The sequence below is a fragment of the Vibrio sp. 1078-1 genome, from assembly GCF_033340475.1.
In genome coordinates this window covers 523,414-537,951 of sequence record NZ_JAWOWM010000001.1, presented here as the reverse complement: position 1 = coordinate 537,951, position 14,538 = coordinate 523,414, and the positions used below count along the sequence as shown (strand labels likewise).

General features: G+C 43.3%; 16 protein-coding genes. 9 read left to right on the top strand and 7 right to left on the bottom strand.

Annotation, left to right across the window (positions count from 1 at the left end; genetic code table 11):
• Positions 1–7 precede the first annotated feature (7 nt).
• Both R7190_RS02390 and R7190_RS02385 read left to right on the top strand, forming a co-directional pair.
• Positions 8–1,045 (top strand): FecCD family ABC transporter permease, encoded by a 1,038-nt coding sequence (locus tag R7190_RS02390; RefSeq protein ID WP_053350537.1) that lies wholly within the window; start codon positions 8–10, stop codon positions 1,043–1,045.
• Complete coding sequence (locus R7190_RS02385) at positions 1,045–1,827, top strand: heme ABC transporter ATP-binding protein (protein ID WP_005385036.1); 783 nt, start codon at positions 1,045–1,047, stop codon at positions 1,825–1,827. Before R7190_RS02390 ends, R7190_RS02385 begins: the two co-directional genes overlap by 1 nt.
• A gap of 112 nt (positions 1,828–1,939) precedes the next feature.
• On the opposite strand, the gene R7190_RS02380 is transcribed toward R7190_RS02385, so the two are convergent.
• Positions 1,940–2,401 carry a TetR/AcrR family transcriptional regulator gene (locus R7190_RS02380; RefSeq protein ID WP_005385033.1) on the bottom strand — a complete coding sequence of 154 codons (462 nt, stop codon included), beginning with the start codon at positions 2,399–2,401 and terminating at the stop codon, positions 1,940–1,942.
• 607 nt (positions 2,402–3,008) lie between these two features.
• Here R7190_RS02380 and R7190_RS02375 point away from each other — a divergent pair.
• On the top strand, positions 3,009–3,308 hold the full coding sequence (locus tag R7190_RS02375; protein ID WP_005375307.1) for a YfcZ/YiiS family protein: 300 nt from the start codon (positions 3,009–3,011) through the stop codon (positions 3,306–3,308).
• Positions 3,309–3,396: 88 nt separating this feature from the next.
• On the opposite strand, the gene R7190_RS02370 is transcribed toward R7190_RS02375, so the two are convergent.
• Positions 3,397–3,669: a YnjH family protein gene (locus R7190_RS02370; protein WP_053307874.1), complete on the bottom strand. Its 273-nt coding sequence runs from the start codon at positions 3,667–3,669 to the stop codon at positions 3,397–3,399.
• Between the two features lie 317 nt (positions 3,670–3,986).
• Between R7190_RS02370 and R7190_RS02365 the strand changes: the two genes are divergently transcribed.
• Complete coding sequence (locus R7190_RS02365) at positions 3,987–4,586, top strand: hypothetical protein (RefSeq protein WP_042521566.1); 600 nt, start codon at positions 3,987–3,989, stop codon at positions 4,584–4,586.
• Between the two features lie 73 nt (positions 4,587–4,659).
• On the opposite strand, the gene R7190_RS02360 is transcribed toward R7190_RS02365, so the two are convergent.
• Positions 4,660–5,769 (bottom strand): 1-acyl-sn-glycerol-3-phosphate acyltransferase, encoded by a 1,110-nt coding sequence (locus R7190_RS02360; RefSeq protein WP_005385027.1) that lies wholly within the window; start codon positions 5,767–5,769, stop codon positions 4,660–4,662.
• 191 nt (positions 5,770–5,960) lie between these two features.
• Here R7190_RS02360 and R7190_RS02355 point away from each other — a divergent pair, with 191 nt between their 5' ends.
• Positions 5,961–6,569 carry a hypothetical protein gene (locus R7190_RS02355; RefSeq protein ID WP_005375302.1) on the top strand — a complete coding sequence of 203 codons (609 nt, stop codon included), beginning with the start codon at positions 5,961–5,963 and terminating at the stop codon, positions 6,567–6,569.
• Positions 6,570–6,696: 127 nt separating this feature from the next.
• Here the strand turns inward: R7190_RS02355 and R7190_RS02350 are convergent, their stop codons facing one another.
• Both R7190_RS02350 and R7190_RS02345 read right to left on the bottom strand, forming a co-directional pair.
• Positions 6,697–7,179, bottom strand: coding sequence for a hypothetical protein (locus R7190_RS02350; RefSeq protein ID WP_017635276.1), 483 nt, complete (start codon positions 7,177–7,179; stop codon positions 6,697–6,699).
• A 14-nt stretch (positions 7,180–7,193) separates the two neighbouring features.
• The gene (locus tag R7190_RS02345) at positions 7,194–7,727 is read right to left on the bottom strand and encodes a nicotinate-nicotinamide nucleotide adenylyltransferase (protein WP_042521568.1); all 534 of its coding nucleotides are present in this window, start codon (positions 7,725–7,727) and stop codon (positions 7,194–7,196) included.
• Positions 7,728–7,905: 178 nt separating this feature from the next.
• Here R7190_RS02345 and nadE point away from each other — a divergent pair, with 178 nt between their 5' ends.
• A complete protein-coding gene (gene nadE, locus R7190_RS02340; RefSeq protein WP_005375299.1) occupies positions 7,906–8,736 on the top strand; it encodes an ammonia-dependent NAD(+) synthetase in 831 nt (276 codons plus the stop codon).
• Positions 8,737–8,836: 100 nt separating this feature from the next.
• Here the strand turns inward: nadE and R7190_RS02335 are convergent, their stop codons facing one another.
• Positions 8,837–10,654 carry a hybrid-cluster NAD(P)-dependent oxidoreductase gene (locus tag R7190_RS02335; RefSeq protein ID WP_064354885.1) on the bottom strand — a complete coding sequence of 606 codons (1,818 nt, stop codon included), beginning with the start codon at positions 10,652–10,654 and terminating at the stop codon, positions 8,837–8,839.
• A 267-nt stretch (positions 10,655–10,921) separates the two neighbouring features.
• On the opposite strand from R7190_RS02335, the gene R7190_RS02330 reads away from it, so the two are divergent.
• Positions 10,922–11,086: a YqaE/Pmp3 family membrane protein gene (locus R7190_RS02330; protein ID WP_005375297.1), complete on the top strand. Its 165-nt coding sequence runs from the start codon at positions 10,922–10,924 to the stop codon at positions 11,084–11,086.
• 155 nt (positions 11,087–11,241) lie between these two features.
• On the top strand, positions 11,242–12,270 hold the full coding sequence (gene pyrC / locus R7190_RS02325; protein WP_053350086.1) for a dihydroorotase: 1,029 nt from the start codon (positions 11,242–11,244) through the stop codon (positions 12,268–12,270).
• Between the two features lie 95 nt (positions 12,271–12,365).
• Here the strand turns inward: pyrC and R7190_RS02320 are convergent, their stop codons facing one another.
• On the bottom strand, positions 12,366–13,271 hold the full coding sequence (locus R7190_RS02320) for a DUF808 domain-containing protein (protein ID WP_062730918.1): 906 nt from the start codon (positions 13,269–13,271) through the stop codon (positions 12,366–12,368).
• Between the two features lie 172 nt (positions 13,272–13,443).
• Between R7190_RS02320 and R7190_RS02315 the strand changes: the two genes are divergently transcribed.
• Entirely contained in the window at positions 13,444–14,364 is a 921-nt protein-coding gene (locus R7190_RS02315; protein ID WP_054578652.1) for a M14 family metallocarboxypeptidase, read from the top strand.
• Positions 14,365–14,538: the final 174 nt, after the last annotated feature.

The following is a 14,538-nucleotide window of genomic DNA, read 5'->3' as shown; positions in this document are numbered from 1 at the left end:
ACATGACATGTTGTTAAGACGCATCCCCCTTTCAACGACGTTATCAGTGCTTAGTGGATTTTTAGCATTTATTGCTATCGCCTCTATTACCGTTGGCCCAATGAACATTAGCTTTGCTGACAGTTTGCGTAGCCTAACGGGAGGCAGTTCTGATCTCGCTCCTCACATTCAGTTGGTCATTAACGAAATCCGATTGCCTCGCACCATTTTGTGTATGTTCATCGGCGCCATTTTAGCAATTTGTGGTGTGGTTATGCAGGGCTTGTTCCGTAACCCATTAGCCGAGCCTGGTATCATTGGTGTGTCTGCTGGCGCTGCTCTTGGTGGTGCATTCGCTATTGTTGTATTTGCTGAATTTAGCCAAAACTATCCGCAACTAATGAACTTAGCGGCTCTGCCTCTTTTTGCTTTCCTTGGCGGTGCACTAACGACTATTCTCGTTTATAAACTCGGCACAAGTAAGTTTGGTACCTCAGTTACAATTATGTTGTTAGCCGGCGTTGCCATCAGCGCGCTCTCGGGGGCTGCGATTGGCTACATGAACTTTATCGCAGATGATCAGATGCTGCGAGATTTGACGCTTTGGTCGATGGGCTCATTAGCTGGTGCAAATTGGTCAGGGATTGCTCTATCTGCTATAACACTCGTCATCCTATTGCTCTGGTTTCAGAAGAAGTCGATGGCGCTGAATGCTCTGTTGTTAGGGGAATCAGAAGCAAGACACTTAGGAGTTCCGGTTCAAAAACTCAAACGTCAGCTTATTTTACTTTCTGCACTGGGTGTTGGTATTACGGTGAGCATCAGTGGTGCAATTGGCTTTATTGGGCTCGTGATTCCACACTTAGGGCGCATGCTCGCTGGGCCTGACCATCGAACGCTATTACCAATATCTGCCTTAATGGGAGCTCTGCTTCTTACTGCCGCAGATATGTTTGCTCGTGTTGCCGTGGCACCAGCTGAATTACCAGTTGGAATCGTGACCGCATTGATTGGCGCGCCCTTTTTCATCTACTTATTGTTCCAGCAAAAAGGGAAGATTTTGTAATGAACCAGATCGTTTTATCGGGGAAAAACATTTCGATGACATATGGCAACCGTGTGGTGCTCGATGACATCAACATTGATATCCGAGCTGGTGAAGTGACCGCCCTACTCGGCCCCAATGGCGCAGGTAAAAGTACTTTACTCAAGCTTCTATGCGGTGAGATCTCTTCGAATCATCACATCACCTACTTCGGTAAACAAAAGCATGATTGGGAGCCTGAAAAAAGCGCCAAACATATTGCAATGCTCCCGCAGCACAGCACCTTAACCTTCCCATTTCTAGCCAGAGAAGTAGTAGAGCTGGGGGCAATACCGCTATCACTGTCCAATAAAGAAACCACTAAACTGGCTTTACATTACATGGAACAAACCGACGTATTGCATTTAGCAGAAAGCCTGTACCCGTCTTTATCTGGTGGAGAAAAGCAACGACTGCATCTAGCACGAGTGATGACACAACTACATCAATCTGGCGAAAAACGAATCTTAATGCTTGATGAACCTACCTCAGCGTTGGATCTCGCCCATCAACACAACACGTTAAAAATTGCTCGTGAAACGGCAAAAGCACAGAACGCTGCGGTGGTTGTGGTGTTACATGACTTGAATCTAGCCTCTCAGTACGCAGACCGCCTTGTACTCTTGCATAACGGGAAACTAGTTTGTGATGACACGCCATGGAATGCACTAACGTCAGAGCGCATTGAGCAAGTTTATGGCTATCGATCTATTGTGACAAAACATCCGACGCTAGACTTCCCTCAAGTGCATGCCGCAGCATAAAGCGTATCTCCTCTAAGCCGTCTCTAAAACACTTTGATACGACAAAGGCCCGCAATATGAGAATTGCGGGCCTTTGCTTTGATAGTGGCAGAATTTGGGGCTTTAAAGGCTATTACTTGCTCATTTGGATCAATGATCGACCAATCAACCACTCAAGCTCTTTGTCACCACCCGCACCAAACTGGCTTTCAACCATTTTGTATAAGCGGTCAATACCATTAGCAGCAAATTCTTGCGCATTTTCAGCGGTGACAATGTGATGGAATAGCAGTCGTAAAATCGCGAGAAACTCAGCATCTTCCAGCGCTTTAATCCAACTTTGTGAAAATGCATTTAATCCTTTATCAAACTCTAAGTGTTCAATAAACATTTTAAAGATACGGCCATCCAGTGCGGCGGTGAAGTCCGTTTTCTTAGGGAAGTGATGGCTAATACCGGTACGCGATATACCTGTCTGCTGGCTTAGCGTCGTGTACGACATTTTGTCGTAACCTAATCTGAGTAGCTGATCAATAACGGCATCCATGATCTTTTGGATAGTGATTTCGGTATCTTCTTTACTACGCTTTGGCATATTTTAAGCTCTTCTCTTTGTAAATCCATCTAACTCACTATTAAATGAGGCCAGAATGAAATCATTCTTAGCATTATACCCGGCTCGCCGATGCGGTTCGATTAGCGAAAACCTAGAAATCAGGTTGCTAAGCACTGCACTTGAAAGCGCTTTGGGTATATGTATTGCGACTATTTAATATCATGTCGAGTTCCAAACCATAACGTCTTTACACTGCGTAATGTGTAATTTTCAGTTATGTTTTTGTCAATACATGCTACTCAAAATAAGGCGAAAAGTTAGTCTCATCAAAACCTTGCGCCAATTATTCATCGAAACTATTCAAAGACCAAGAATGATAATTATTAAAAATAATCAATCAAGAAATAGTCTTATAAATTAACCATTAGTTCAACTGGACTGAGCAAAATCTCGTCACTATGTTCGTTAATTGATTTTAAATGTTGATATATATCACATTAACGTTCTTGATGATTTAGTAATCCAATCTTTAACCCTTACTTAACAAGTGCCTACTCTGTTCCTTTTTTACGCAAAAGTCGTCATTTTTGTAGATACAGATCAAATACCTGATAGAATACCCTTAGTATTTACAAGAGGATTCGTTATGAGTGTCGAATTAGAAAAAAACCAAGTATGTGAGGCCTGCGGCTGTGCTGGCGAGATAGGCTTTATCATCAAAGAAGGTGACGAAGTTGCCGACGTAACGGTTTTCGCACAGACAAAAACAGAGCTAGAGTCTGAACTACAAAAATACATCGAGCTCGCTAAATCAGTATGTGCTGATGTTGAATACAATGTTTCAGAAATAACCGAAGAATCTAACCAAGCGACGGCTCGATTCAAATTTGAAGTAAGTGCTGAAAAACTTATCTTTGAATTAAAAACTCGCTCACTCGCGCGTTAATGAAAAAAGCGAGCATGATGCTCGCTTTTTATTTTTCCAATCTCTTAATCTTAAACCGCTCTAAATGAAACAGACAACTTCGGCGCGTTTATTTATCTTTTTTGAACACGGCCCACTTTAACGAGCCATTGGTTTCAAAATCGTTCTCAGCGGTACACATCAGTAATACGCCTTCAACATTAATCACGGCCCCTGTGGTGTAGGCTTTATCATCGTAGTAACAGATACGCTGACCTACCTTACCGTCAGCAACTATTAGCGCTTTGTTTTCTGGTGTACTGTATGATTTAGCAAAAACGGAACCCGACAGCAGTACTGCAAAAACACCAGCGGTAAAAATAGATACACTTTTTAACTTCATGAAAATCTCCCTCAAACCTCAATAATACTAACAAGGACCCTTGTGAAGTTCTTGGAAGAATCTCATATTATTCAAATATCTACTGATATTTTTCTCACCTCTACACTTGGGTCTGCTTCACATTCAATCATTTAATTTATCTCATTTTAGTAAGCTTGAAGTTACTTAGCTCAGTAAAGAAGCGCACTTTTAACGTGTATCTCTAATTTGAATATTTAAGTTATGAATCAAAAACTGTGAGCAAAAAATGCATAATAGGTTTATTTAAGTATAAGATAAGCACCTGTTGATCTCGGTATTTAACTAACTCTTTGACTATGCGTTTTGTTTCCCTATGCCTTACTTCAATCCTACTCTGCTCGTCTCCTTTGGCATATGAGCTAGATTACTATTCTAAGTTTGGTCACATCGATAATTACGGCAATCTTGATCTTAGAAACAAGCCTTACACCCAACTACCCTCTGGCCTAGTGGTAAAGGGCAACTTAAACATCTCACAAACCCCTATCAAAACCTTGCCTAAAGGGCTTGATGTCGAAGGCAGTCTGGAAGCAACTAACAGCGCACTCAAAGTTATTCGCTCAGGAACAAAGATAAAAGGCTATGCAAACCTACTAGGTAGTAAGATCGAAAACTGGCCTAAAGGCATCAAACTAGGCGGTTACCTAAATCTGACAGATACACCGTTAAAAGCGCTTCCAGCTAAACTTCGAGTAAAAGGTGATCTAAGTGTTATTCGCACTCCCATTTCTGAACTTCCTGAAGGATTGGTGGTTGATGGTAATCTTTATATTGGAGGATCAGCGCTGAAAGTATTTCCAGACACAATGACGGTGAAAAGGAATATCTATTTAGGTGGTAACAGGATCACCAAATGGCCTAGCAATTTAACCCTTGGTGGCGCCGTCGCACCTTAAAGAGCAGATAAACAAAAGCCCCGTCAGACCGAGGCTTTAAGGCATTCTGAATCAACGAGTTCAGTGACGAAGATTACTCTTGGTTATTCACAGGATTAGCATAGCTCGCCACCAAATAAGGTCTTGCGCCTTCAGGTAGCTGATCCAACTTATCCGCGAGATGACGCTTAACCGCTTCCGTAATGATGCTCGAATCTTCATGCCCAGCAGCTAACAAGTTGATTGGGTACAATTTGTAGTTGTTGTGAATTTGGCGGTCGATTTCACCAGCAAGAGATTCCGGCGTTTCAAACTCTTGCTCAATCACATCACCAAACGCAACATGTACACGGCCTTTATAGCCAACGATACCTTGAATGATGCTTTCGATATCTTCAAATTCGCCTTTTTCATAGCGGCCATTTTCTGCTTTTTCGTACAGCTCTTTTGCTTTGGCAATGTCACATGGATCATTTTCATAGGCAATCGAGACAGGAACGATTTTCAGAGAACGCGTGTACTCACCAAAGCTGATCTTTTGTTTACGACCTTCAACATGGAACATTTTTAAAATCGCAGGATCAGTAAAGTCGTTTCCATCTTTAGCACGACCTTCCTTTTGGGCAATCCAAATTGAATTGCCAGTATCAAGCGAATGTTTGATATAGCTTGACAGTTGTCCCAATGCTTTCATCATTTCTCTAGGCGCCTTAGCAGAGCGCTTAACGATGAAGCTCTTATTGAGTCGCATCAATTCTGTCGCACATGGCTTCTTCAGCAGGTTATCGCCAATCGCTATACGAACTGTACGGTGCCCACTTTGGTACAAGCCATAATTTACGAGCGCAGGGTCCATCGCAATATCACGGTGGTTAGAAACGAATAGGTATGACGTGTTTTTATCCAGCTTATCCAAACCAGAAAAAGTGACGCCATCCGTTGTCTTATTCAATGTATCTTTCAGGTACTTCTTCACTTCAATCTGAATTGCTTCGACAGAATCAAGCTTGCTCCACTTGGCTTTCAGGTAGATGCGCAGGATCGGGCTCATTAGCGTTTTGAACCACGCTGCTTTATTAGCAAAGCGATGTTCTAGGATAGCAGTGATAAATTCATCATCTTGGATTAGACGATCCAGCGCTGCTGGAATTTCTTCGTCGTTGTAAGGACGAATTTCAATATAAGGATCGGTATTGGCTGTCATTGTTCATTACATATCAAAAAAAGCTGGCACATTTTACGCATAGTTTTGCTGACAAGCAGCATTTCAACCCATACTTTTAACATGGTCATACCAGTTAAGCCACCATTTATCATGCTAAAAAATTCTCTCTGCAGGTTGGAATCGTATGGGTTTAACGTTACCCTTAGCGCCAAAAAACACTGGTACTCATAATGAACTACGCAATTGAATTTCACGACGCTAAATACCCCTTTCTTGATGTAGCTGCGCGTAAAAAAGCATTGAAGCACAGTCTACTGTCTGTCATCGAAGGGTTAGCCGTCATTAAATTGGGTAAGCAGGAGTATGCCATTGAACCAGGCCAATATTTTTGGATTCCTCAAGGATGTTTGAGCTCCCTCACCTTTTTACCTAATTCTCGTGTATATCGTTGTGATTTTTCTGTGCGTTTAAATGACGACTTCTCACAACAGGCGGGCTTTGTGAAGCCTTCACCGCTACTAAAAGCGCTCGTCGAGAAGCTAGCAACAACTGCCGAACGCTCGGATCTGCAAACCGATCTACTGACAGTAGTAAGACATGAAGTATTGACGCTGTCTCCTAAACTAGCGCACTCAACGTTAACGAGAACCATCAATCAATGGACTCCTGGCTGTGACATGAATATTTCTAAAGAGCTTTGCTTGGTACTAACACTACGTGAAGCAAGAAAAATGAAACTGTCGGGGAAGAAGGAAGAGCAAATTGTTGACTCTCTTTTTGCTGGTAACACCGAAGAATATGAACAGCTTTGCTTTTTAGTCTTTGGAGAAGCGCTATAACTTGCTCTTTAACAAGCTACGTTTTCAGCATTACGTAGAGTTACGGATACAGAAAGTAGAGATTCAAGTAAAAACAAAAAGGGCGTACATTGATAATGTACGCCCTTTTTTCATTTGCTTGAGATGTCTAGAAAGGTACTTCTATCTGCATCATCCAGTCAGCGTCATAATATTCGTGCCAACGATAATCAAACCGCATTCTTGGCTGTCCGTCTGATTTATCACCAAAACCGACGCTGAACATCAACCCGTGACTACGAAGCCACTCTTCTGTATCCATTTTACTCTCTTCGTCTCGGAGCTCTTCCGGCATCCAAAAACCAAGACCAAAGTAATTCTTTTCTAAGTTTTGAGTTAGAAGTGGGGTGTCTTCCGGCTTAATCGCCCACTCCTCCCAATAGTTTTCTGTTGGTCCTTCAAGCTTCGCTTCCGCTGCATACCAAATCAATGCTTCAGTACTTAACACGCCGATGGAATCTAAAATTTCTTCACAGATTGGAAGCGTGTTATCTTCAAACACCACGGAACGATCAGAAAAATAGTTACACGCGGAATGAGCTTGTGTCACCACAAGCAGCGCACATGCACTAAATAAAACGACTCTGACCATGAAAATCTGACCTCTCAGTTCCCAGACAATGTTTCTCTGTATAAGCCTTTACTAAGTAATAAATCACTTACGGAAGGTGTTGTATAGGCGCCGATCTCTTCACCCTCGGCCAATGCTTTGCGAATATCTGTGCTTCTGACTTTTACTTTTTCAGGACATGCCATAACAGTCCAACGTTCCGTAATCTCTTCAGCTCTACTAAATTTAGCAAATTTGAAGAAATTATCAGGACCAATGACAAAAGTTATATCGGCAGATGGGTAGATTTCTTGAATTTTTTCTAACAACGCATAGGTCGTCACACTTTGTCCAGGTTGGTATAAAGCTTGCTCCGCATCAGAACGCTGAACATTAGAAAGCCCCATATCCTTGATGAACACATCAACCATTTTGCACCGAGTTGGGTAATCAAGCATGTTCTTGCCCCAAGCATGTGCAATGCTTGGCTCAAGTAGCACGAGATCAAAGTGGCTCAAAGACTCAATAACACTTTTATGCCCTAAACTAGGTGGGTTAAATGCACTACCAAAAATGGCGATTTTTTTCATATCCGGTGATTACCTGGTTGAAGAGAGTTTTCTAATCTGATGATTTCGGTATGATACTACTAATCTTTACAGCTTTTGACCCTAAAGTCGCGTTTAATGAGCCTCAACTGTATGGTTTATCACCATTTGAGCAAATGCGCTTTAGAGTCTGAAATATTTGCAGGAAAAGGAACCCTAAATGGAACAATCCATCCGTGACGAAATGCGCGTACTCCCTTCAATTGATCCGCATTTTGAAATTGAACGCCGTGTCGCTTTTATTAAGCGTAAATTGCAAGAAGCGGGCTGTAAGTCTCTTGTTCTTGGCATCAGCGGTGGCGTTGACTCAACGACATGTGGTCGTTTAGCTCAGTTGGCTGTAGACCAACTAAACGAAGAAGCGGGCAACAATAGCTACCAATTTATCGCAGTTCGTCTGCCTTACGGGGAGCAAAAAGATGAAGATGAGGCTCAGCTCGCTCTGTCTTTTATCCAGCCAACCCATTCTGTATCGGTGAACATCAAAGCAGGTGTTGACGGGCTTCATTCGGCTTCTCACGTTGCATTAGAAGGCACAGACCTTCTACCAACTGATGCAGCAAAAGTCGACTTCGTAAAAGGCAATGTAAAAGCGCGTGCTCGCATGGTTGCTCAATACGAGATCGCGGGCTACGTAGGCGGCCTTGTTCTTGGTACTGATCACTCAGCAGAAAACATCACTGGTTTCTACACTAAATTTGGTGATGGCGCTTGTGACATGGCACCATTGTTCGGATTAAGTAAACGCCAAGTTCGTGAAGTGGCTGCTACATTGGGTGCACCTGAGCAACTAGTGAAGAAAGTGCCAACAGCAGACTTAGAAGAGCTTGCTCCACAAAAAGCAGATGAAGATGCCCTAAGCTTAACTTACGAGCAAATCGACGATTTCTTAGAGGGCAAACCCGTTCCACAGCAAGTAAGTGACCGTCTGGTAGCGATTTACAAAGCAACGCAGCACAAACGCCAGCCAATCCCGACGATTTACGACTAAGCGATATTTTCAGCTCTCTTTAAAACTCAAAACGCTGCTAAAAATAGCAGCGTTTTTTTGTCTAGGAACAGTTTTTGTCGAAGGACAAAGACGTTCTCGCCTAGTTGGTTACTGTTACGTCCGTCTCTGGCACAGCACAACACGCCAATACGGTTCCCATTGCACGTTCCTCATCAGTCAACGCGGGCACGTCCGGATGATGTACTTGACCCGACGTAAGCTGAACCTTACACGCGCCGCATAAGCCAGCACGACAGCTATTGCTAACAACCTTCCCAGCATCCTCGAGCTGATCTAACAACGTTTTTTGGTTGTTGCCTACGACTTTAGTTCCATTAAAGTCAATAGCGAGACTTTTCTCTGGCTTTGACGTAAGAGAAGAAACTCCAAACGCTTCTTGATGGTAGTTTTCTTCTGGCAGCCCTTTTCTTAGCAGGAGATTTTTCGCTTTCTCCATAAAACCATCAGGACCACACACAAACACTTGGCGCTGTTCAACATCTTTGATTTGCTTAATGTGTGACAAACTTAAACGCCCTTTTAACCCAAACCAATCAACGGCAGGCTGCGTTAAACAGACTTTTACTTCTAGCCCTGGGTGCTCACGCTTTAACTGCTCCAACTCTGAGCGACAAGGAATATCATTTTCGGTCCGACATTGATGGTAGAAAACCACGTTCTCCAACTGATTATGATCCGCTAAGTAACGCACCATTGATAACATTGGTGTTACTCCGCTACCCGCAGAGAGTAACAGCAGAGGCTGCGCTTCATGCGTTTTAAGGTGGAACTGACCGTCAGGTTGTTCTGCCTCTAAAACATCACCGACTTGTAAGTTGTCTAAGAGTGAGTTAGAGACTCTTCCGCCCGCGATACGCTTTACAGAAATAGCATAACGACCCGGACGAGAAGGACTGGATGATAAGGTATAGCGTCGACCCACTTTCTTACTATCAATATTCACCTCTATTGGCAGGTGTTGTCCTGGCAAGTAATTAGGCAACGAACCTTTGTTTGGCTCTAACCATAAGGTCACAAAGTCTTGGGCAATTTCTTCACGCTCAACACATGTAAGCTTCATGCGCACTGGCGAGTTATCTGCGTAAAACTCCGGCTCTTTGTACTCCAATACTTCAACTTTATCGCCTTGACGAATAATGCCTTCATTTCGCGCGACAAGATTCTGGCCAAAGAACACACCACCGACATCGTTTGCACGGAACTGTTGCAAGGTTTTGAGCGGCTCTTTGCTCTCACGGAATGTGCCTCTTTGGGTATTCACCGTAGTCAGGATACAGCGCTCGCAAGGTTTGAGAGACTCAAACTCTACCTCACCGATTCGTATGCGCTTCCATGAATCTTCTTCAAATGGCTTAGTATCAGAGACAACTAAGTTAGTACGAAACTGATCCATTGAGTGCAGCTCTGAACTTCTTCGATTCAGCTCATCAAGTGAAGCTTGGCTGATCACTAAAACCGGATAACCATCAGCAAAACTGACGTTTTGACCTAGCTTTTCACGGACACGATTCGATTGCTCACCACTAAATAACAACTCAACGCGCTGCCCCAAAACACGACTAAACCAGTCATCTGCATCATCTGTCGTGGTATAGGCAGTAAATGTATCTTTCCAAACCGTTGCAGGTGTCTCCTGCATTTTGAAATCTTGGTAACGGATTTTAAGTGGCTCCATACCCAAACTACTAAACACCACTCCATCGGACAATAAGGCAGACTTAATGGTTACCATTTGCGGATACTTTCGCGCAGTGATCATCGAGCCATCAGCTTTCGCAATCATAAAGCGACGATCGAAGCTCAATCCTTGCTTCTCAACCCATACGGACGACAGCGATAATCCGCCAACTGACTTAACCGGAAAAACATTAATTTGGGATAAAACGGGTTGCGACATTGCCTTCTTCCTACGGGTGTTTTTTATTTGTTGCGGTATTGTATACTCAAATCACATTAAGTTGCAGAGTCTACTGCCTCTTCATCCATCGCAACTTTCTCGAAACCATATTCTTATAAATTTGGTTTTAGTGACAAGTATTTACTACACTCAACATTCGCGTTTTTTAACACCGTTCTGACCAAATACCGTTTGATAAAGTGTGATACGACACACATAATTCACCCAAGTTATCACTACTCCCATTTATCGATTTGGAGCTTAATTATGGATACAAGAAAACTGGTTCTGATTTTGTTATGTATCTTTCTTCCGCCTGTCGCGGTGTTTATGGAGAAAGGTCTAAATAAAGACTTTTTGATTAATCTAATATTGACGTGTTTCTTCTTTCTACCAGGTACGATCCACGCGCTTTGGTTAACAATGAAGTAACCACTTACACTCTCACTCTTTATAAAATTGAAAAATGGGATGAAATATGAGGGCAATTCCTCTATCATCCTGTCGCCTAAGCGCAAGCGTTTGCTCAAAAGCAAATACGGCGCTTAGGCTCCAATCAGACAACTTTTCAATGGTGGGAGCAATTAATGACAACACTGACTATCACTCGTCCTGACGACTGGCACGTTCACTTACGCGATGGGGAAGTTCTTAAAGACACCGTTCGCGACATCAGCCGCTACAATGGCCGTGCGCTGATTATGCCAAATACCGTCCCACCTGTTACTACAACTGAGCTCGCCCTAGCCTACCGTGACCGAATTCTCAAAGAGCAACATGGCGAGCAGTTTGAGCCTTTAATGGCGCTTTACCTTACAGATAACACGACACCAGACGAAGTACGTAAGGCTAAAGCCACCGGAAACATTGTTGCTGCCAAGCTTTATCCTGCAGGCGCTACCACAAACTCAGATTCCGGTGTGACCAATGCGAAAAACATTTATCACGTTTTAGAAGCAATGGAAGAAGTAGGAATGTTACTTTTGGTTCATGGGGAGGTAACACATCACGATATTGATATATTCGACCGAGAAAAAGAATTCCTTGATACCGTCCTCGCTCCTATCGTCAATGACTTCCCTAATCTTAAAATCGTTCTAGAACATATCACCACCGCCGACGCAGCAAACTTCGTTAGCAACGCCTCAGACAACGTAGCGGCTACCATCACTGCCCACCACCTTCTTTTCAACCGTAACCACATGCTTGTGGGTGGTATTAAACCTCATTTCTACTGTTTGCCAATTCTTAAGCGCGGAACCCACCAGCAAGCGCTGATCGAAGCAGCAACTAGTGGTAGCAAGAAGTTTTTCCTAGGTACAGACTCAGCGCCACATGCGAAAGGGGCAAAAGAATCGGCTTGCGGTTGTGCTGGTTCTTACACTGCACACGCAGCGCTAGAGCTTTATGCAGAAGTCTTCGAAAAAGAAGGCAAGTTGGAAAACTTGGAAGCTTTCGCAAGCTTCAACGGTCCTGATTTTTACGGCATTGCACGTAACACAGATACGGTAACGTTAGAAAAATCCGCTTGGGATGTGCCAGAAACGATGCCATTTGGCAATGATATCGTTGTGCCTATTCGAGCAAATGAACAGATCGAGTGGAAAGTGAAGTAAGTACTTTACTGACGTTTCACCTATAAAACAGGGTCATGCTTTTTGTAAAAAGAAGTCATGACCCTTGTTACTATCGTCTCATGTTTTAGATGTGATTATTGACCACGAAGCTTTTCAACCATCGTCCATACCGCAACCACAACTAACCCTGCCACAAAGCCGATAATACCGTTCAATAAAATAGGCAAAATGGCTGTAGCAACCGAATGGCCACTAAAGTTCATAATAATCGGCTCTACAAAGTGATGAATGGCTGGCACGTTGTGCACCACAATTCCTCCACCCACCAAAAACATCGCAGCAGTTCCTACAATGGTTAACAACTTCATCAACTTTGGTGCAAAAGCGACCAAGGCCCCTCCGACTTTCGCCACCCAACCTTTACCGTTTGAGCGACTTTCAAGGTAAAGGCCTAAATCATCTAGCTTCACAATCCCAGCGACTAGTCCATAAACCCCAACCGTCATAATCACTGCAATTAAACTGACAACTAAAATTTGCGTAACAAGACTGGCTCCTGTCACGGTACCTAACGCAATCACGATGATTTCTGCTGAAAGGATAAAGTCTGTTCGAATTGCACCAGAAACTTTACGCCTTTCATACTCTTCTATCGACTCGCCAGTATTAACTAGCTCCTCTTTTTCTTCGTGCGGATGCGAGTGAGGAAACACTTTCTCAAGTACTTTCTCTGCCCCTTCAAAGCAGAGAAATAAGCCGCCAATTAGCAATAATGGCATGATAAGCCATGGAATAATCGCGCTAATAAGTAAAGCTGAAGGAACTAAAATCAATTTATTTTTGAATGAGCCTTTTGCAACCGCCCAAACTACTGGAATCTCTCGCTCAGATGCAACACCAGACACTTGTTGAGCGTTTAACGCTAGATCATCTCCCAACACACCTGCGGTTTTCTTTGCCGCCATTTTTGACATTAAGGCGACATCATCAAGCACCGTGGCAATATCGTCCAACAGTGTGAGTAAACTTGCTCCAGCCATTTTTGGTCTCTTATATGAAATTGAGTAAGTAACAAAATGTAACACCAATGAATCACTCATCAAAGTGATGATTTTGCAAAGAATACCACCCCAAATGGTGTTTTATATTGCCGTAACGATAAGACGGGTCTAGTCTTGTGATACCTTTCAGCAGTCAAAAGAAAAAGTATAGATGAAAAGTGGATACATTTACCCGATCGGTACTCCTGGCCAACCTTGGACCGAAGAAGAACGTAAAGCTTGGTTAGCAACGCAAGAAGTAAAACGTAGCTACCAAGATGAAGTCGTCAGTAAAATCGATGCCCTACGCGGGCATTTTGATGTTGAACAATATGGTGCGCTCTCATACAACGAGGCACGCTTCCCTCTGTTTTGTATCAAAACACGCAATTGGGATTCAACTAAACCTGTTGTGTTGGTCACAGGCGGCGTGCACGGTTACGAAACCAGCGGTGTACATGGCGCATTAAAGTTTGTAGAAACGGAAGCAGAGCGCTATGCAGAGCATTTCAATATTGTCGTTGCCCCCTGCGTAAGCCCTTGGGGTTACGAGGTGATCAACCGCTGGAATCCAAACGCGATTGATCCAAACCGCTCTTTCTATAAGGATAGTCCTGCCGAAGAATCCGCTAACCTCATAAAGCTAGTTGCAACTTTAGGCGATGTGTTAATGCACATTGATCTACATGAAACGACAGATTCTGACGAAACTGAGTTCCGTCCAGCCTTAGCTGCTCGTGATGGTATTGAGTACATTGAAGGTATGATCCCAGATGGCTTTTACACGGTGGGAGATAGTGAAAACCCTCAGCCTGACTTCCAAAAAGCGGTCATTGAGTCAGTTGCAAAAGTGACTCACATTGCACCAGCAGATGAAAACGGCGAAATCATCGGTTCACCCGTCGTACAGTTTGGCGTTATCAACTACCCAATGGTAAAACTGGGCCTGTGTGGCGGCGTAACAAATTGCGTTTACGGCACGACAACGGAAGTGTACCCAGACAGCCCAACGGTGACCGACGAAGAATGCAACGATGCGCAAGTTGCAGCCGTAGTTGGTGGTTTGAATTACGTACTAAGTAAGCTCGAATAACACAGGTTAACAATAAAGCAACTGACGATGTCTTTGAATTGTGAATCAGCTTTACTTTGCTCCAAAAGCAAGTTGAGACATTAATCCGCTAGTTTATTAGAAATTACCGCATTAACATCGCTAACACTGAAGATGCGAAGCATCACGACTTTATGACGCTATTTTAATGCGGTA

Bases quoted from the DNA above. Each gene is read 5' to 3' on its own strand.
- R7190_RS02370 (WP_053307874.1), bottom strand. From the start codon at position 3,669: ATGAAGTTAAAAAGTGTATCTATTTTTACCGCTGGTGTTTTTGCAGTA.
- R7190_RS02350 (WP_017635276.1), bottom strand. From the start codon at position 7,179: ATGGTCAGAGTCGTTTTATTTAGTGCATGTGCGCTGCTTGTGGTGACA.
- R7190_RS02360 (WP_005385027.1), bottom strand. From the start codon at position 5,769: ATGACAGCCAATACCGATCCTTATATTGAAATTCGTCCTTACAACGAC.
- R7190_RS02380 (WP_005385033.1), bottom strand. From the start codon at position 2,401: ATGCCAAAGCGTAGTAAAGAAGATACCGAAATCACTATCCAAAAGATC.
- pyrC (WP_053350086.1), top strand. From the start codon at position 11,242: ATGACAACACTGACTATCACTCGTCCTGACGACTGGCACGTTCACTTA.
- R7190_RS02315 (WP_054578652.1), top strand. From the start codon at position 13,444: ATGAAAAGTGGATACATTTACCCGATCGGTACTCCTGGCCAACCTTGG.
- R7190_RS02355 (WP_005375302.1), top strand. From the start codon at position 5,961: ATGAACTACGCAATTGAATTTCACGACGCTAAATACCCCTTTCTTGAT.
- nadE (WP_005375299.1), top strand. From the start codon at position 7,906: ATGGAACAATCCATCCGTGACGAAATGCGCGTACTCCCTTCAATTGAT.
- R7190_RS02320 (WP_062730918.1), bottom strand. From the start codon at position 13,271: ATGGCTGGAGCAAGTTTACTCACACTGTTGGACGATATTGCCACGGTG.
- R7190_RS02335 (WP_064354885.1), bottom strand. From the start codon at position 10,654: ATGTCGCAACCCGTTTTATCCCAAATTAATGTTTTTCCGGTTAAGTCA.
- R7190_RS02365 (WP_042521566.1), top strand. From the start codon at position 3,987: ATGCGTTTTGTTTCCCTATGCCTTACTTCAATCCTACTCTGCTCGTCT.
- R7190_RS02375 (WP_005375307.1), top strand. From the start codon at position 3,009: ATGAGTGTCGAATTAGAAAAAAACCAAGTATGTGAGGCCTGCGGCTGT.
- R7190_RS02390 (WP_053350537.1), top strand. From the start codon at position 8: ATGTTGTTAAGACGCATCCCCCTTTCAACGACGTTATCAGTGCTTAGT.
- R7190_RS02330 (WP_005375297.1), top strand. From the start codon at position 10,922: ATGGATACAAGAAAACTGGTTCTGATTTTGTTATGTATCTTTCTTCCG.
- R7190_RS02345 (WP_042521568.1), bottom strand. From the start codon at position 7,727: ATGAAAAAAATCGCCATTTTTGGTAGTGCATTTAACCCACCTAGTTTA.
- R7190_RS02385 (WP_005385036.1), top strand. From the start codon at position 1,045: ATGAACCAGATCGTTTTATCGGGGAAAAACATTTCGATGACATATGGC.